The sequence below is a fragment of the Rhizobium sp. BK377 genome (assembly GCF_014193935.1).
Taxonomy (GTDB): Bacteria; Pseudomonadota; Alphaproteobacteria; order Rhizobiales; family Rhizobiaceae; genus Rhizobium.
This window is the reverse complement of sequence record NZ_JACIAC010000001.1, coordinates 1,559,728-1,575,836: the sequence shown is the minus strand read 5'-3', so window position 1 is coordinate 1,575,836 and position 16,109 is coordinate 1,559,728. Positions and strand designations below refer to the sequence as shown.

General features: G+C 59.4%; 16 protein-coding genes and 1 tRNA gene. 11 read left to right on the top strand and 6 right to left on the bottom strand.

The window, feature by feature from the left end; all coding sequences use genetic code 11:
• The first annotated feature begins 23 nt into the window (after positions 1 to 23).
• The 3 genes from FHT92_RS07835 to pncB all read left to right on the top strand — a co-directional run bounded on the left by FHT92_RS07835 (position 24) and on the right by pncB (position 2,848).
• A complete protein-coding gene (locus tag FHT92_RS07835) occupies positions 24 to 983 on the top strand; it encodes a 2-hydroxyacid dehydrogenase (RefSeq protein WP_183823620.1) in 960 nt (319 codons plus the stop codon).
• A gap of 88 nt (positions 984 to 1,071) precedes the next feature.
• The gene (locus FHT92_RS07830) at positions 1,072 to 1,365 is read left to right on the top strand and encodes a hypothetical protein (protein WP_183823618.1); all 294 of its coding nucleotides are present in this window, start codon (positions 1,072 to 1,074) and stop codon (positions 1,363 to 1,365) included.
• Positions 1,366 to 1,543: 178 nt separating this feature from the next.
• Positions 1,544 to 2,848, top strand: coding sequence for a nicotinate phosphoribosyltransferase (gene pncB / locus FHT92_RS07825; RefSeq protein ID WP_183823616.1), 1,305 nt, complete (start codon positions 1,544 to 1,546; stop codon positions 2,846 to 2,848).
• Here pncB and FHT92_RS07820 read toward each other — a convergent pair.
• Complete coding sequence (locus FHT92_RS07820) at positions 2,845 to 3,837, bottom strand: DUF72 domain-containing protein (RefSeq protein ID WP_183823614.1); 993 nt, start codon at positions 3,835 to 3,837, stop codon at positions 2,845 to 2,847. The genes pncB and FHT92_RS07820 overlap by 4 nt on opposite strands.
• Before the next feature lie 81 nt (positions 3,838 to 3,918).
• Positions 3,919 to 4,410 (bottom strand): histidine kinase, encoded by a 492-nt coding sequence (locus FHT92_RS07815; RefSeq protein ID WP_183823612.1) that lies wholly within the window; start codon positions 4,408 to 4,410, stop codon positions 3,919 to 3,921.
• 307 nt (positions 4,411 to 4,717) lie between these two features.
• On the opposite strand from FHT92_RS07815, the gene FHT92_RS07810 reads away from it, so the two are divergent.
• On the top strand, positions 4,718 to 4,906 hold the full coding sequence (locus FHT92_RS07810) for a helix-turn-helix transcriptional regulator (RefSeq protein ID WP_183823610.1): 189 nt from the start codon (positions 4,718 to 4,720) through the stop codon (positions 4,904 to 4,906).
• A 264-nt stretch (positions 4,907 to 5,170) separates the two neighbouring features.
• Entirely contained in the window at positions 5,171 to 7,831 is a 2,661-nt protein-coding gene (locus FHT92_RS07805; protein ID WP_183823608.1) for a CHC2 zinc finger domain-containing protein, read from the top strand.
• A 264-nt stretch (positions 7,832 to 8,095) separates the two neighbouring features.
• Here the strand turns inward: FHT92_RS07805 and FHT92_RS07800 are convergent, their stop codons facing one another.
• Positions 8,096 to 8,302 carry a hypothetical protein gene (locus FHT92_RS07800; RefSeq protein WP_183823606.1) on the bottom strand — a complete coding sequence of 69 codons (207 nt, stop codon included), beginning with the start codon at positions 8,300 to 8,302 and terminating at the stop codon, positions 8,096 to 8,098.
• 159 nt (positions 8,303 to 8,461) lie between these two features.
• Here FHT92_RS07800 and FHT92_RS07795 point away from each other — a divergent pair, with 159 nt between their 5' ends.
• Positions 8,462 to 8,917, top strand: coding sequence for a hypothetical protein (locus tag FHT92_RS07795; RefSeq protein ID WP_183823604.1), 456 nt, complete (start codon positions 8,462 to 8,464; stop codon positions 8,915 to 8,917).
• Between the two features lie 135 nt (positions 8,918 to 9,052).
• On the opposite strand, the gene FHT92_RS07790 is transcribed toward FHT92_RS07795, so the two are convergent.
• Both FHT92_RS07790 and FHT92_RS07785 read right to left on the bottom strand, forming a co-directional pair.
• Entirely contained in the window at positions 9,053 to 10,069 is a 1,017-nt protein-coding gene (locus FHT92_RS07790; protein ID WP_246735143.1) for a hypothetical protein, read from the bottom strand.
• 194 nt (positions 10,070 to 10,263) lie between these two features.
• A complete protein-coding gene (locus tag FHT92_RS07785; RefSeq protein ID WP_183823602.1) occupies positions 10,264 to 10,509 on the bottom strand; it encodes a hypothetical protein in 246 nt (81 codons plus the stop codon).
• Between FHT92_RS07785 and FHT92_RS07780 the strand changes: the two genes are divergently transcribed.
• Complete coding sequence (locus FHT92_RS07780) at positions 10,496 to 11,290, top strand: hypothetical protein (protein ID WP_183823600.1); 795 nt, start codon at positions 10,496 to 10,498, stop codon at positions 11,288 to 11,290. The two genes, FHT92_RS07785 and FHT92_RS07780, sit on opposite strands and share 14 nt — an antisense overlap.
• Before the next feature lie 180 nt (positions 11,291 to 11,470).
• On the opposite strand, the gene FHT92_RS07775 is transcribed toward FHT92_RS07780, so the two are convergent.
• Positions 11,471 to 11,560, bottom strand: a tRNA-Ser gene (locus FHT92_RS07775).
• Positions 11,561 to 11,783: 223 nt separating this feature from the next.
• Here FHT92_RS07775 and FHT92_RS07770 point away from each other — a divergent pair.
• From FHT92_RS07770 to FHT92_RS07755, 4 genes are all read left to right on the top strand, one after another.
• Positions 11,784 to 12,101, top strand: coding sequence for a hypothetical protein (locus FHT92_RS07770; protein ID WP_183745682.1), 318 nt, complete (start codon positions 11,784 to 11,786; stop codon positions 12,099 to 12,101).
• A 319-nt stretch (positions 12,102 to 12,420) separates the two neighbouring features.
• Positions 12,421 to 13,413 (top strand): BMP family protein, encoded by a 993-nt coding sequence (locus FHT92_RS07765; RefSeq protein ID WP_183745684.1) that lies wholly within the window; start codon positions 12,421 to 12,423, stop codon positions 13,411 to 13,413.
• Between the two features lie 72 nt (positions 13,414 to 13,485).
• Positions 13,486 to 14,997 (top strand): ABC transporter ATP-binding protein, encoded by a 1,512-nt coding sequence (locus FHT92_RS07760; RefSeq protein ID WP_183823598.1) that lies wholly within the window; start codon positions 13,486 to 13,488, stop codon positions 14,995 to 14,997.
• A 7-nt stretch (positions 14,998 to 15,004) separates the two neighbouring features.
• Positions 15,005 to 16,108, top strand: coding sequence for an ABC transporter permease (locus tag FHT92_RS07755; RefSeq protein WP_183823596.1), 1,104 nt, complete (start codon positions 15,005 to 15,007; stop codon positions 16,106 to 16,108).
• Position 16,109 lies beyond the last annotated feature (1 nt).

The following is a 16,109-nucleotide window of genomic DNA, read 5'->3' as shown; positions in this document are numbered from 1 at the left end:
GACGGGCAGCAGTAAAGAAGATCATGTCAGCAAGACCTCCCATCCTCGTCGATCTCAAATTCGACCCCGAAACCGTTGCCCGCATCCTGAAGACCGCCTTTGCCGATCGCGGCAGCATCAATTCGGCCGATCCCGCCAGCAAGGGGCTGGACCTGACTGGCGTGGACTACGCACTGCTCTGGAAACCGGATGCCGATATTTTCCAGCGCGCCCCGAACCTGAAGGTCCTCTTTTCCGGCGGCGCCGGGGTGGATAGCATTCTCTCCATTCCTGATTTGCCTGACATCCCGATCGTCCGCTTCGTCGATCGCAGCCTGACGACGCGCATGAGCGAATGGGTGGTCATGCAGTGCCTCATGCATCTGCGCCTGCAGCGTGAGCACGACCGGGACCAGCGCGACCGCGTCTGGGGCAAGCTTGTGCCGCCGGAAGCCGCCGAAATCACCGTCGGCGTCATGGGCCTCGGCATTCTTGGCCAGGATGCGGTCGCGAAGCTCAAGGTCATGGGCTTCAACGTCATCGGCTGGTCGCGCTCGAAGAGGGAAGTTGAAGGCATCGAAACCTTCGACGGGCCGCAGCTCGACACCTTCCTGTCGAAGACCGATATCGTCGTCGGCCTGCTGCCTCTGACGCCGGATACGACCGGCCTCTACAACAAGGCCTTCTTCTCCAGGCTCCGCCAGGGCGGTGCGCTCGGCAAACCGGTCTTCATCAATGCGGGCCGCGGCAAGAGCCAGGTCCAGGCCGATATCGTCGCGGCGATCGAGGGCGGTGTGCTCGGCGGCGCCTCGCTCGACGTCTTCGAGGTCGAGCCGCTGCCGGCGGACGATCCGCTCTGGCATCTGGAGACTGTCTTCATCACGCCGCATGACGCCGCGATCTCCGAAGAGAACGCGCTTTTCCGCCATGTCGAGACCCAGATCGCTCGTTTCGAGCGTGGCGAGCCGCTGCAATTCGTCGTCGATCGCACCGCAGGCTACTGACGGCATCAGGGAACTTCCCCTGCCGCTTGTCGTTTTCTTCGCACAAGCTCTGCAGGTCCGGCCTGCGGATGAGCGAAAGGAGACGATCATGACGCATACGGAAACGCGTTGGGAAAAGTCCGATCAAAAGCTTCATGCCGAAGAGCAGATTTCGCCTGTCAAGGCCAAGCAGGGCCGCACCGGCTATCGCATCCTGAGCGTACTGGTTGCTGCACTGGTGCTGGCTTTCCTTGTCTGGATCCCCGTCGAGATCTGGGGTCAGAAGGAAGCCGATGACGTCGCCCCGCAGCAGCCCGGTCAGCAGATGCAGTCTCAAGTTCCGGCGGCTCCGCCGCAGAATGGCGGCACTGCGCCGGCCCAGCCCGCTGCACCCGCACAATAACGAGCTGATATCAAACGTTTAAGCCACGCCCCGCAGCAAAAATGGCTGCGGGGTATCGCTGTTGTTTTTTCTGGACTTTGTTTATCGATTTTTCGATAAGAAGGCGCACGAGCCGGTTTCGTGCGCTGGCCGTCGACAAGGCCGCACCTGACCGGATTGACGGACAGGCAGGAGCTTCATGGCCAGGACCGATATAGCAAGGCGCGTCTACAATCACACCTGGAAACTCGATCCGATCGTTCGCAGTCTGATCGATACGGATTTCTACAAGCTCCTGATGCTGCAGATGATCTGGAAGCTCTATCCTGACGTCAGCGCCTCCTTCACCCTCATCAACCGTACCAAGCGCGTGCGTCTGGCGGAACAGATCGACGAGGGTGAACTGCGGGAGCAGCTTGACCATGCGCGTACGCTGAGGCTCGCCAAGAAGGAGATGATCTGGCTTGCCGGTAACAGCTTCTATGGCCGCGCCCAGATTTTCGAGCCGGAATTCCTCGCCTGGCTCTCCAATTTCCAGCTGCCGGAATACGAGCTTTCCAAGAAGGACGGGCAGTATGTGCTCGATTTTCACGGGTCGTGGAAGGAAACGACCATGTGGGAAATCCCGGCTCTTGCCATCATCAACGAGTTGCGCTCGCGCGCCTCCATGAAGGCGATGGGTCCCTTCACGCTCGATGTTCTCTATGCTCGCGCCAAGGCCAAGATGTGGGCCAAGGTGGAGAAGCTGCGCGAGCTGCCGGGCCTGCGCATTTCCGATTTCGGCACCCGCCGCCGCCACAGTTTCCTCTGGCAGCGCTGGTGCGTGGAAGCGCTGAAGGAAGGAATCGGCCCGGCCTTCACCGGCACCAGTAATGTATTGCTGGCTATGGATTCCGATCTCGAAGCCGTTGGCACCAATGCCCATGAGCTGCCGATGGTGGCGGCCGCCCTTGCCGAGACGGACGAGCAGCTCAGGAACGCGCCCTACAAGGTGCTGCGCGACTGGAACAAGCTTTACGGCGGCAACCTCCTGATCGTGCTGCCGGATGCCTTCGGAACGGCCGCCTTCCTGCGCGATGCGCCGGAATGGGTGGCGGACTGGACCGGCTTCCGCCCGGATAGCGCCCCGCCGATCGAAGGCGGCGAGAAGATCATCGACTGGTGGAAGAAGATGGGCCGCGACCCGCGCCAGAAGCTCCTGATCTTCTCCGACGGCCTCGATGTCGATGCCATCATCGATACCTACAGGCATTTCGAAGGCCGCGTGCGCATGAGCTTCGGCTGGGGCACGAACCTCACGAATGACTTCGCCGGCTGCGCGCCGAACGACAGTTCCGACTTCATGCCGATTTCTATCGTCTGCAAGGTGAGCGACGCCAACGGCCGCCCGGCGGTCAAGCTTTCGGACAATCCGCAGAAGGCGACCGGCGAACCGGCCGAGGTGGAGCGCTATCTGAAATTCTTCGGCACCGAGGACCGGACCGATCAGGCTGTGCTGGTTTAAATCGTCGACCGCAGTGCCGGCCAATGCTGGCGCGGCTCCTGGGTGACAGGCTTTCCGCCACGGCGTTTCGGCTTGACGACCAGGCTGTCATCAGGCGGCAGAGCGACACCGAGCTTTTCGGCAAGCGAGCGCGCATCCGCCGGCGCGCGTACCTTCACGTCATTGTCGAAATAGACATAGACATCGCGCCCTTTCGCGGATCGTTTCAGCGGCGGCTCGACACGGTTGGCATCATCGGGCTCGATCCCATGTGTCCAGGCATCGATGCGCCCGGCCCAGCGATCGAGCGCTTCGTCATCATAGCCGCTGACATAAAGCTGCTCGGATCCATGCAGCCGGCAATAGATAAAATCGGCCGTCACATCCATCAGCAGCGGCCATTCCACCGTATCGGCAACCACCAGCCCGACCTTGTGTTTGCGCATGAGTTCGATGAATTCGGGCGCGCAGAAACTGTCGTGGCGGATTTCCAGCGCATGACGCATCGGCAGCACCCTCTCGCTCTTCGTCCAGGCGCGGCCGTCGAGCCGCTCGTCGTGCCGCTTCGCCATATCGGCCGCAGCTTCCGTATCCCTGGGCAGCAATGCCAGAAAATGGTCGAAGAGCTCGGCATCGAATTTCTGTCTTGGCGGAAATTGCCATAGGATCGGCCCGAGTTTCGGCCCCAGGCGCAACAGGCCCGAGGCGAGGAAATTGGCAAGCGGCTTCTCGATGTCGCGCAGGCGCTTGAGATGGGTGATGTAGCGCGAGCCCTTGACCGAAAAGACGAAACCGTCAGGCGTTTCATCGCGCCAGCTGGCGAAAGCGTCCGGCTTCTGCAGCCCGTAAAATGTGCCGTTGATCTCGATGGAGGGAAATTGCCGCGAGGCATAGGCAAGCTCGCGCTTTTGCGTCAACCCCTTGGGATAGAAGACACCGCGCCAGGGTGCATAGGTCCATCCCGAAATACCGATGCGGATCGTGCCGGTCTTTGCCTTTGCTTTTGCCATACAAAGGGAACTGTGCCGGCGCGCGCTTGTTCCAAAATGCAAGGCGACGCCATGCCGGCAGCGCCTTGCATCGTCTCAAGCTCAGCCGGCCGGCTTCAGCGAACTGATGATGGCGATCAAATCGTCGTCATGGGCGTCCTGCTTGCCCTTGGTGCCCCAATAGGTGATCAAAAGCAGCTTGTCTTCACTGGGCGAGAGCACGGCGACGCCGATATTGACGGGGCCTTCCTTGTCGGTGCCGTCCCAGTCGAAGGTCTTCATCGTCATGCCGTTGATCTCGGAATCGGACTCCTTCTGGGTCTTCTCGTCGATGGTGACGCCATTTTTCTGCAGGAAGGCGAAGGCCTCGTCGATGACCTTGTCGCTCGTCTTTGCGTCGGCAACGTCGATCGAAAGATAGATCGCCGAATCCTCGGACGTCGCGTCGATGCCGGTCTCCGTCTCCTTCGGCCCCCAGCTGTCGGGAATAGTGACGGTCGCGACCGGATCGTCGCTTGGAAATTCCAGCGTTTCCGCCTGGGCAATCACAGGCAGGAATGCCGCGAAGGCGGCGGCGATGATGAGTGTCTTCATGTCAGGTCCCCGGATGGTCGCGTCCCGGCGGGCAGCAGCCCTTGCCACCCCTCTCGCTCCCGATCGCGCCACATCGGATCGTAACCGCATTCTGCTTTGCCAAACCTTACCGGGAGCGGGGGCAAGCGCGCGCCATCGCGATCCATTTTTGGTGTCTTCGGGAAAATGGCGGGCATGGGGCTGCCTCGGGCAACCGCCGATGTGCGCTGTGCCAAAGGAGATCCCCTGCCGCATCGGCGCGACTTCATCCCGGCAACCATCTGCCTCTACGGATACGGTCAGAGACGTCAGGACGTGGAGAGAAACCATGGAAGTCATCCCGAGAATTTTGCTGAACATCGGGCAAGTCACGCAGGCGACCGGCATCAGCCGCGCCAGCATTTACCGGCAAATGAAGGCCGGCCGGCTTCCCTTCGTGAAACTCGGTTCCCGCACGCTGTTCCGCCCCGCCGATATCAAGCATTTCGTCGACCGGAACGTCCGGGTTTCGGACTAGGGCCCATGGCGGCGCCGTGCTGCTCGCTGGCGCCACCGAGGAGCCCGAGATCGTGTTTCGATGGCTGGCCTTGCTTCTGTGGCCCCCTCATCCGCCCTTCGGGCACCTTCTCCCCGAGGGGAGAAGGGGGAACAGGCGTCGCGGCTCGTCCCCTTCTCCCCAGCGGGGAGAAGGTGGTCCGAAGGGTCGGATGAGGGGGCCACGGGCGACGCATCAAACGCCCCCGGCAAAAGAATCAAGCGTTTAGCTCACACGGAAAATTTCATGTCACGAACACATCCACACCCATCCTCGGTCGAAACGAACGATATCGCACGTCTTCGGCGGGACGTGTCGCTGTCTTCCACCGTCACGCAATACGGCCACAAGCTCAGCCGCAACGGACGAGAACTCGAAACCTGCTGCCCCTTCCATGCCGAAGACACGCCATCCTTCAAGATTTTCATAGCGCACGATGGAGTGGAGCGTTTCCATTGCTTCGGCTGCGGCAAGCAAGGCGATGTCCTTGATTTCGTGCGGGAGGTGAAGGGTGTCGATCTGCCCGAAGCGATCCGCATCCTCGGCGGCATCGGCAGCCGGCCGAATGCCCGGCCGAGAGAGGTCAAAGCGCGGGACCCCTACGAGGGCATAACGGCGCTGCCGCCGCCGGCGGATCTGTTGCAGGCCGGCCGGCCTGTCAGGCTCTACAATCCCAAGCGCAGGGGCGGGCGCTCCGAATGGGGCTCGTTCGCGCCGTCGATGGTGTTTCCCTATCGCAACGCTGACGGTTCGCTTCTCGGCTACGTGCTGCGCCATGATCTCGTCGATGGGGCTAAGGAAACGCCGATGGTCATGTTCGCCCGCTTGGCCGACGGGACGCAAACATGGTGCCGCTTGCCGTTTCCGAAGCCGCGGCCGCTCTACGGTTTGCAGGATATCGGCGAGAAAGAAGTGATCATCGTCGAGGGCGAGAAGTGCCGCGACAGGCTCAGCATGGCGAGCGGGCGGGCGGTCGTTTCCTGGGCGGGCGGGACGCAGGGCGTCAAGCACACCGATTGGTCGCCGCTCTCAGGCCGCGACGTGCTGATATGGCCGGATTTCGATCCCCCGGGCATGGCGGCGGCAAATGAAATCGCAAGGCAGCTGACGAGCCTTGGGGCGCGCATCCGGCTTGCCGGCTTCGCCGATCCCGATGCCGCAAGCGCGCCCGAATGCTATCGTTTCGAAGACTGGCGCGCCGGCCTTTTTCCAGGCCGCGGCTGGGACTGCGCCGATGCGCTCGATGACGGATGGACGCAAGCGGAGATAGACGCCTTCATGCAGGAAACGATACGCCCCTTCGCTCTGCCGGGTGCTGAAGACGAAAAGCCTGTAACGGCCCAGCGTGCGGGCCGCGCATCGCGGCGCAAGGCGGTCGTCCGCGACATGCCCTCACAAACCAGGGAGGGAGACGGCCGGCCGAGGCTCGTCTTCCACGAAGCCGACCTTTCGGAAGTGGTGACGAGTGCCTGCCGCCTGGTGGTCGATGCAGGCGCACGGCTCTACGCCCGCGATACGGCCCTATTTCAGGCCGTCCGGGTTGCGGGGAAGGAAAAGACGGTGCTGGTTCCTGCCGATGAGGCTGCATTGATCGACATCCTGTCGAAACACGTGCTCTGGCTGAAGCCCGACGAGAGAAGGAAGCTCGGCTACAGGGATATATCCTGCCCGGCGCTGGTCGCGAGATCCATCATTGCGCGACACGGCGACTGGCCTTTCCCGCAGATCAGGGCGATCGTTTCCCTGCCGATGATGCGCAGCGACGGCACCATCATCAATGCACAGGGTTTCGACCGGCAATCCGGTATACTCTTCGAATCGGACAAGACATGGCCCGAAATCCCCGAATGCCCCGACAGGGCTGCGGCGGTAACAGCGCTGGAAAGCATCAGGAAGCTTATCGCGAGCTTCCCCTTCGTCAGCGGCGTCGATGAATCGGCAGCGCTCGCCATGATCCTGACGGCGATCATCCGCCCCAGCCTGAAGACCGCGCCGCTCTTCGGGGTGAATGCGACGGCGCCCGGCACCGGCAAATCGAAGCTGGTGGACGTTGCCGCCATTCTCGCGACCGGCCGGCTCGCGGCGGTCAACTCCCATGCGGGAGACGACAGCGAGCTGCGCAAGGTGCTCGAGTCGCGTCTCCTGCACGGCGACAGCTTCATCAATCTCGATAATCTGTCGGTGCCGCTGCGCTCCGATCACCTTTGCCAGGTCCTGTCCCAGGAGGAAGTCAATATCCGCCCGCTCGGCCACACCCTCTCGCTGGATTCGGCAACGGCGGCCATGTTCTGCGCCACAGGCAACGGGCTGCGCTTTGCCGGCGACCTGACGCGGCGCGTGGTCCTGATCAATCTCGATGCCGGCGTCGAGCGGCCGGAAGAGCGGGTCTTTGCGAGCGACGTCGTCGAGGATGCGCGCCGCCAGCGGGTGGAGATCGTCACATCGGCCCTGACGCTCCTGCGGGCTTTCGTCGCCAATGAGGCCGACAAGGTCTCGCCGGCGCTCGGCTCCTTCGAGCAATGGTCCAACCTCGTCCGCTCCGCGCTCGTCTGGCTCGGCCTGCCCGATCCGCTGGGCAATGCTGCTAAGATCCGGGACAACGACCCGGAGAAGGAGCGCACCTCGGCGATCATCGCGGCCCTGCCGGTCGGCAAGCCCTGGGCTGCGGCCGATATCGCCAGGATGGTGGACGAAGGAGCCTTCGATCCTGTTGGTAACCGCCGGCATGAGGGGCTGGTGGAGGCGCTTGGCGAATTCATCGAGTACGGCAAGCTGAATACGACGCGGTTCAGCGGGTTCTTACGCAAGAACTGTGGGCGGATTGTCGATGGACAAATGATCGTCGGTGCGGGAAAGAACCGCGCCAATGCGGTTCTTTGGCAAGTCCAAACTGCGGGCAAAAGTTGAGGCAAAGACGTTGCCTACACGACGAAGCCAAGTTGCGCGGATGCTTTCGTCGAAATCTTCACGGGGGTCAACCAAAAAACCCGGTCCCAATGAGGGGTTTTCAGATGCCTCTCTGCATAGGATGCATAGGATGCATAGGATTTTTTATACGCCGTGTGGAAATTGTCAGATGGTGACATGGCAGGGACTGAATCTGACAATTTCTATAAAGCGCCGAAAACTGCCCCTGCATCCTATGCATCCTATGCACCCGGCGGAGATTATCTACTTAGACAGCCAGCTTTCGAAATAGTGGCGCACAGCCGCACCCGCGCCGAAATGATCGGTCGTATCGAGCCTCGCAACCGCGCCGCGCACGACGTCAGCCATAACGGCTGCTGGCACGATGCCGGCCTTGACCAGGGATTGAAACAGCTCCTCCACCAGGATGATCGTCCCGATCGCTTCGTCCTCAGCCTTGAAATTGGTCATTGCTTGTTCCCCTTTGTATCGCTGGCAATGAAAGTGGTTATGTATCGCAAGTCCGGGGCATCTTGGCGACTTCACGACAGACTCACAAGACTTGCTCCAGCGAGACCATTGGTGTAGTAAGAATAGCACTACAATAGCAGTGAAGGAATGGAGACCTGAATGTCTGACATCTCGATTGCCATCCCGCAGCACCTCATTTCCGAAATCGTGATACGATCGAACGGACGTGCCGACATTGCCGGGCTCATCTCAAATATTGTTGGCGACTATCTTGATCGGACGCTAGGGGACGCCGTTGTCTGGTCGGATTCGCACGCAAATGAGGTTGCCGAAAGCCTGCAACGCGACGAAGAGCACTTCGGGGACCCGACGAAAGGATATTACTGGCATCGGGTTTTCCTCCCCAACGGGACCATGCTCAAAGCTCATTACAAGGGAAAGGAAAGCACCGCGGAAGTAAGGCACCAGCAGATTTATTTTGACGGTAAGCCCTGCTCCCCGTCGCAATTCGCCAGCATGGCCGCCAACAATACCTCGCGCAACGCATGGCGAGATCTTTGGATACGCCGCCCCGGTGATAAGTGGCACCTCGCGAACAGCTTGCGAGATGCGTAGAGAACTCAAACACACAACACTAGCAGGATGGCTTCGCGGGATGCCGATTTCTATGCTCGCCACGAGCGGGTCGGAATATACGCCTCTCGAACCTGCGTCAGTGTATCGATGTGTGTTTGAAGCACGAAGAGCGATCTAGGTGCCCGGAGCGAGACCATACAAGCTTTTTAGTTTTTCGCTCCCACCGTTCTCGGTTGATACCGCCGCGATGCCCAGAAATATGCCAGCATCCAAACTCGCACGGACGTGCACACCAAAGCTTGCTGAATAGGCGATGATTTTCGCCTCCTCGTCCGAAAGCTTCGCCATGAACATGATGTAAATTCCATGGGGGGCTCTCATGCAGCGATCCGTGATGTCTATTCGTGTATCTTCGCCGTTGATCACGATTTCCACGAGTCCAAAATTGAGAAGCTCGCTTTGTCTCCCCATAGCCTCGACCATTGCCGCGAACGCGAAGCGATCTGCCTTGGAGTAACATAGCATCACCTTGCCATGCCCAAAGAGTGCGTCTCGTTCACCTCGCACCCACATAACGCCCTCATGTGCCTCCACGCCCCAAGTGACAGCAGTTTCTCCGTCGGTGATGACCTTCAACTCACGCATCTTTTCTTCGCTTAGGATGCTGAGGTCGTGGCCCGGTGTCAGTGCTGACTGCTCTAGAAAGGCGGCGGGTATTCCCATCTCTTCGATGTACCTAGCAATGGACGCTGATAGCCTCTGAGATTTGCCAATATCCTCAGGAGAGGGGTTTCTGAATGAGAATTGGTGAACTCCAAATTTAGAGTTGGCGTTGAAATACCTTAGTCGACCTCCGAGAAATGCAAGCGTCGCTGCGCTGAAGCACTTGCCCGGGTTAAGTTTACGAGGGATAATCCATTCATCATTTCGTTCACTTGCTAATACGTACGAGCCGACTGAAGTCGAAAACCACATGCCTCGTATTAGCCTTCCAATTCCCATGGCGGCTTCGACGTGGCCCCCTATTGAATTGATGTAGACATTTGTTCTCGGGGGCGGTGATGAGCGTTCAAGAAAACGCTCGAAGCGCACATCATCACCTTGCTCGACCGGACCGAATAGGTTGATGCTAAAAAAGCCCCCGAAGGCTGCTTCCATTTCCGTCTGAGGCTCGGTGTATTCGAACTGCATCGAATCCTATCTCCACGTCTTCGTGAAGTTTAGCGTGAGGATTTCCCATCTGAATAGAGGCGGTGGTCTCAAATCCTCAAGGTATGTTATACACTTGAGTGAAGTGACCATGCTGACATGACCGAAAGGTCAGTAAGAAAGAAGGGTGGCCGAAACTATGCGGCACACGGCAATTGCGGCGGTCTGTGGAACTCTTAAGTGGAAGCTTTGCTCGCGGCTATAAGGTCGAAAAGCGCCATTGCTGTTATTGGAGAAGCGGCCTTTGCAAGAATCTCGAATGTGTTGTTTGCCAAGTCTTCAAGGACGATGAATAATCCATCATCGCTTTCAAGTGATTCTGCGCCTTGAGACATAAACGTTTGGCGCGAGATCTCCGTGAGCCAGAGCGTGCGATGATTATCTATCTTGATCGAAAGGTCTTCTTCGATGGCAGAAATCATTAGGCTTCACCCTTCTGTAAAAGAGCGCAAAAATCCGCGGCTGTCAGCCGCAGCGTTGGCTGAATACTTGATAATGAGACCTGATCAGCAAGAAACGCTGCTCCATAATTGCAAGTTCGCATCTCCCCCCGTTGTGACACCACACTCTGCGGCATTGTCGCCTATCCGAGCATACTGCGCAGATCCGCGCCGTCCGATCAGCATCCTAGAAGCCGCCATTCAAGTTCTGCAGGGCAAATCACAAGATGATTCTATCACTCCAAAAGGGAGAGAGGAATCGCTGCGGTGCATCGAGACAATCAAACTTTTTATGAATGCCGAGAATGGTCTGGGAATCCGCTCACTTCGATTGGAGGAATGCGACCGGATGCCAATGATGCAGATCGAAGGCGTGGAAATATCCGTTCAACCGGATCTTTTTGTACAATCTGGGTCGGCGAAACAACGAGAACGATGCGGCTTAATTTTCTTTCGTCCGCAGAAAGCTCCGGATCCAGCAGCAAGCAGACTCGAAGAAACCAAACGTGCGAAGGGCGACCACAGGCGCGAGATGGCTCGGTATATCTTGGCGCTTGGACAAACTATGGCTGAAGCGACTTTTTCAGAAGGCCGAATTTTTGATCGCGATTCGTCTTTCGTTGCTGACATAAGAATTGGTGAGCGAATTGCGTTCTCGTCCCAAGATCACGCAAGTCGGATGCGAGCGGTACAAGCCGCATGTAGGCAAATCTCAAAACTATGGTCGATGATCGAGCCACGACAAGCCATCATGGTGAAATGAAGCAGTAGCTACCTGATATCAGCTTCCCTCGACAATAGTCCGACCTGGACTTGAGCACCGCAGTCGCAAACCAGGCTAGGTATCAAAGGGGATTTGATAGAGCTAAGCGGGATCGAACCGTTGACCTTGAGCCGGCACTAAGTAATGTCCCATTTTCAGCGCATCAGTGAAAAACAAAAATGGCGGACAGAGAGGGATTCGAACCCTCGGTACGCTTTCACGTACACACGCGTTCCAGGCGTGCGCCTTCAACCACTCGGCCACCTGTCCATTTTGCGTTTCGCACCGGAGAGGAGCAAATCGTCGGAACGGCGCGATATATACCGATGAATTTTTGCCGATCAACCCAAATCTAACAGTTTTTTGACTTCTTCCGATAAAACTGCGCGCATGCCGTCCATTGCGCCGTGCTCGCTCCCAGCCTATCTCTAGTCTGGGAAGAAAATGGCGCGGCTCGCCGGACATCAGGGCACACCCGTCGTCGGAGGATTTGATGCGTTTCTTGTTGCGTCTTGCCAGTTTGTTTGCGCTGGCAGTTGCCGTCATTGCCGGAACCATCGATTCCATTCAGTCCGTCGCATCCTCGCAAGTGGTCATAACCCCGATCTCCGATGCATGGGAGGAGGTCAGCCCCTCGACGCTCTCTGCGCTCCAGTCGGCCGTCTCCTATTATGTCCATCCGCGTTTCTACGCTTTCATCTTTCAATGGCTCATGCTGCAGCCGGCCTTTGCCGTGCTGCTGGTGGTCTCGCTCATCCTGTGGATGATCGGCTACAAGAAGCCGCCGGTGGCAGGCCGTTTTACCGCCTAGCAGGCAGGCCGGAGCTGGGGATGGGCGCAACCGGCAGCTGCCGGAACGGCAGGATAAGCACCCGGATGCCGCGACGACATTGGTCAGAAAATCCGCATTTTCGCGGCCGATTTGCCCAGAATTCAGCACCCGTGGATCGATTTTCGGCAATAACCGCAAATCTTTACCAACCGAAAAATTTCTCGTGAATTTTTCGTTGAGCCATGCAAGGATGCGCGCAGCCAGGCCTCCGGGGGGAGGTCGGTGGTTCCGCAGACATGCCTGAAAAAGGCTTGCGGGAGGACCCCAAACAAATATTTAACAACAGGGCTGCAAACTCATGAAAAAATCCCTTCTCACCCTCCTTGCCGTGGCAGCGATGTCGACGACGGCGCTTGCCGCCGACATCAAGCCGGCTCTCGTTTACGGCACCGGCGGGAAGTTCGATAAGTCCTTCAACGAAGCAGCCTTCAACGGCGCTGAAAAGTTCAAGAAGGAAACCGGCATCGCCTACCGCGATTTCGAGCCGACCGGCGACACCCAGGGCGAGCAGGCCATCCGCAACTTCGCAAGCCGCGGCTTCAACCCGGTCGTTGCCGTTTCCTTCGCCTGGACCTCGGCTGTCGAGAAGGTTGCAGCTGAATTCCCCGATACCAAGTTCATCATCGTCGACTCCGTCGTCGATAAGCCGAATGTCCGCTCCGTCCTCTACAAGGAAGAGGAAGGCTCCTATCTCGTCGGCATTCTCGCCGGCATGGCGTCGAAGACCGGCAAGGTCGGCTTCGTCGGCGGCATGGACATTCCGCTGATCCGCAAGTTCGAATGCGGCTACGAGCAGGGCGCACGCGCTGCCAAGGCCGATATCGAAGTCTTCCAGAACATGACCGGCACGACCGGTGCAGCCTGGAACGACCCGGTTCGCGGCGGCGAGCTCACCAAGAACCAGATCGACCAGGGTGCCGATGTCGTTTACGCGGCAGCCGGTGCGACCGGTCTCGGCGTCCTGCAGACGGCAGCCGACAACAAGAAGCTGTCGATCGGCGTCGATTCCAACCAGAACCACCTGCATCCCGGTTCCGTCCTGACCTCGATGGTCAAGCGCGTCGATCTCGCCGTCTACAACGCCTATAACGACACTAAGAACGACAAGTTCACGGCCGGTGTCCAGTCTCTCGGCGTCAAGGAAGACGGCGTTGCCGCCGCCATGGACGACAACAACAAGCCGCTGATCACGCCGGAAATGCAGGCTGCCGTCGACAAGGCCAAGGCCGACATCATTGCGGGCACCGTCAAGGTCCACGATTACACCACGGACAATGCCTGCCCGAAGTGAGTCGTAACTGAGATCGGGCGTATGGCGGACAAGGATTTTCGCCATACGCCCTTTTCTTATTTGGAGCCTGCTGTGACAGACCAGCCTGCTATCGAACTTGTCGGCATCGACAAGAAATTCGGCGCCGTTCACGCCAACAAGGACATCAACCTGACCGTCGCCAAGGGCTCGATCCATGGCATTATCGGGGAAAACGGCGCTGGCAAATCGACCCTGATGTCCATCATCTACGGTTTTTACCAGGCCGACAGCGGCGAGATCCGCGTCAACGGCCAGCCCATCACCATCCGGGACAGCCAGGCCGCCATCGCAGCCGGCATCGGCATGGTGCACCAGCATTTCATGCTGGTCGATAATTTCACCGTCCTCGAAAACGTCATGCTCGGCGCCGAAGGCGGCGCATTGCTGGCACGGGGCGTTGCTTCCTCCCGCGCCGAACTCAAGCGGCTGGAAACCGAGTATGGCCTGGAGGTCAACCCGGACGCGCTGATCGAGCAGCTCCCGGTCGGCCTGCAGCAGCGCGTGGAAATCCTCAAAGCCATGTATCGCGGCGCCGAGATCCTGATCCTCGACGAGCCGACGGGCGTGCTGACCCCGGCCGAAGCCGATCACCTCTTCCGTATCCTTGGCGTGCTGCGCGACCAGGGCAAGACGGTCATTCTCATCACCCACAAGCTGCGCGAAATCATGGCGATCACCGATACCGTGTCCGTCATGCGCCGCGGCGAGATGGTCGCCACCCGCAAGACCAGCGAGACCACGGTCGAAGAGCTCGCCGAACTCATGGTCGGCCGCCGCGTGCTCCTGCGCGTCCAGAAGGGCGAGGCGAAACCCGCCGATGTCGTGCTCTCCGTCCGCAACCTGACGGTCAAGGACAACAGAGGCGTGACGATGGTCGACAACGTCTCCTTCGATGTCCGCGCCGGCGAGATCGTCGGCATTGCCGGGGTCGCGGGCAACGGCCAGTCGGAACTGCTGGAGGCGATCGCGGGCATCCGCAAGCCGGCGTCAGGCGAAATCCTGCTCGACGGCCAGCCGATCGACAAGGCCGATCCGGCGCGGCTTCGCGAGCTCGGCCTGGCGCATATTCCCGAAGACCGTCATCATATGGGCCTGGTCCTGAAATTCGAGGAATATGAAAATGCCGTGCTCGGCTATCACCACCGTCCTGAATACAGCCGTGGTCCGCTGCTCGATCTCGATGCCATCCGCAAGGACGCGATGGAGAAGATCGAGAAATACGACATCCGCCCGCCGAACCCGCGCCTGAAGACGGCGAATTTCTCCGGCGGCAACCAGCAGAAGATCGTCGTCGCCCGCGAGATCGAGCGCGACCCGAAGATGCTGATCATCGGCCAGCCGACCCGCGGCGTCGATATCGGCGCCATCGAATTCATCCATCGCCGGATCATCGAGATGCGCGATGCGGGCAAGGCCATCCTGCTCGTCTCCGTCGAACTCGATGAAATCCGCGCCCTTTCCGACCGTATCCTTGTCATGTTCGCCGGCCATGTCGTCGGCGAGAAGGCGCCCGATGCCGGTGAACAGACCCTCGGCCTGATGATGGCCGGCATTGCCGCGTGAGGCCTGAATGAGCACTGCTTCCGCAACACTCCCGAGATGGATCAATTACGGTCTGATCCCTCTTTTGAACCTGATCGTCGCCTTCCTGATCTCAGGCTTCGTCGTCTGGCTGATCGGCGAAAGCCCGCTGGCCGCCCTCTCGCTGCTCATCGAAGGCGCCTTCGGCAGCGGCGAAGGCATCGGCTTCACGCTCTACTATGCCACGAGCTTCATCTTCACCGGCCTTTCGGTCGCCGTCGCCATCCATGCCGGCCTTTTCAACATCGGCTCGGAAGGCCAGGCCTATATTGGCGGGCTTGGCTGTGCGCTGGTGGCGCTGGCGCTCGACAAATATGTGCCCTGGTATGTGACCATGCCGATCGCCGTCATCGGCGCCGGTCTCTTCGGGGCGGCCTGGGCTTTCATCCCCGCCTTCCTGCAGGCCAAGCGCGGCAGCCATATCGTCATCACGACGATCATGTTCAACTATATCGCCGCAGCCCTCATGGTCTATCTGCTGGTGCATGTGCTGATCGTGCCGGGCAAGATGGCGCCGGAAACCCGCACCTTCCTCGAAGGCGGACAGCTTCCGAAGCTCGGCTGGATCATGAGCCTGTTCGGAGCCAAGCTCGGTGCAGCGCCCTTCAACGTCTCCTTCATCATCGCCCTGTTTGCCGCCTGGTTCGTCTGGGTGCTGGTCTGGCGCAGCAAGCTCGGCTTCGATATGCGCACGCTGGGCATCAGCCCGACGGCTGCCGATTACGCCGGCACGCCCCGTGCGCGCATCATCATCATCGCCATGCTGCTCTCTGGCGCGCTCGCCGGCATGATGGCGCTGAACCCCGTCATGGGCTCGTCGGCACGCCTGCAGGTGGAGTTCGTCGGTGGTGCCGGCTTCGTCGGCATCGCCGTGTCACTGATGGGACGAAACCATCCGCTCGGCATCATCTTTGCGGCGATCCTCTTCGGCGTCCTCTATCAGGGCGGTGACTGGATCTCCTTCGAAATGCCCAACATCACCCGCGAGATGATCCTCGTCATTCAGGGTCTGGTGATCCTGTTTGCCGGCGCTCTGGAATATATGTTCCGCCCGGCGATGGTGCGCATCTACCAGCAGTTCAAGCGAGCCTGAG

Bases quoted from the DNA above. Each gene is read 5' to 3' on its own strand.
- FHT92_RS07835 (WP_183823620.1), top strand. From the start codon at position 24: ATGTCAGCAAGACCTCCCATCCTCGTCGATCTCAAATTCGACCCCGAA.
- FHT92_RS07830 (WP_183823618.1), top strand. From the start codon at position 1,072: ATGACGCATACGGAAACGCGTTGGGAAAAGTCCGATCAAAAGCTTCAT.
- pncB (WP_183823616.1), top strand. From the start codon at position 1,544: ATGGCCAGGACCGATATAGCAAGGCGCGTCTACAATCACACCTGGAAA.
- FHT92_RS07820 (WP_183823614.1), bottom strand. From the start codon at position 3,837: ATGGCAAAAGCAAAGGCAAAGACCGGCACGATCCGCATCGGTATTTCG.
- FHT92_RS07815 (WP_183823612.1), bottom strand. From the start codon at position 4,410: ATGAAGACACTCATCATCGCCGCCGCCTTCGCGGCATTCCTGCCTGTG.
- FHT92_RS07810 (WP_183823610.1), top strand. From the start codon at position 4,718: ATGGAAGTCATCCCGAGAATTTTGCTGAACATCGGGCAAGTCACGCAG.
- FHT92_RS07805 (WP_183823608.1), top strand. From the start codon at position 5,171: ATGTCACGAACACATCCACACCCATCCTCGGTCGAAACGAACGATATC.
- FHT92_RS07800 (WP_183823606.1), bottom strand. From the start codon at position 8,302: ATGACCAATTTCAAGGCTGAGGACGAAGCGATCGGGACGATCATCCTG.
- FHT92_RS07795 (WP_183823604.1), top strand. From the start codon at position 8,462: ATGTCTGACATCTCGATTGCCATCCCGCAGCACCTCATTTCCGAAATC.
- FHT92_RS07790 (WP_246735143.1), bottom strand. From the start codon at position 10,069: ATGCAGTTCGAATACACCGAGCCTCAGACGGAAATGGAAGCAGCCTTC.
- FHT92_RS07780 (WP_183823600.1), top strand. From the start codon at position 10,496: ATGGCAGAAATCATTAGGCTTCACCCTTCTGTAAAAGAGCGCAAAAAT.
- FHT92_RS07785 (WP_183823602.1), bottom strand. From the start codon at position 10,509: ATGATTTCTGCCATCGAAGAAGACCTTTCGATCAAGATAGATAATCAT.
- FHT92_RS07770 (WP_183745682.1), top strand. From the start codon at position 11,784: ATGCGTTTCTTGTTGCGTCTTGCCAGTTTGTTTGCGCTGGCAGTTGCC.
- FHT92_RS07765 (WP_183745684.1), top strand. From the start codon at position 12,421: ATGAAAAAATCCCTTCTCACCCTCCTTGCCGTGGCAGCGATGTCGACG.
- FHT92_RS07755 (WP_183823596.1), top strand. From the start codon at position 15,005: ATGAGCACTGCTTCCGCAACACTCCCGAGATGGATCAATTACGGTCTG.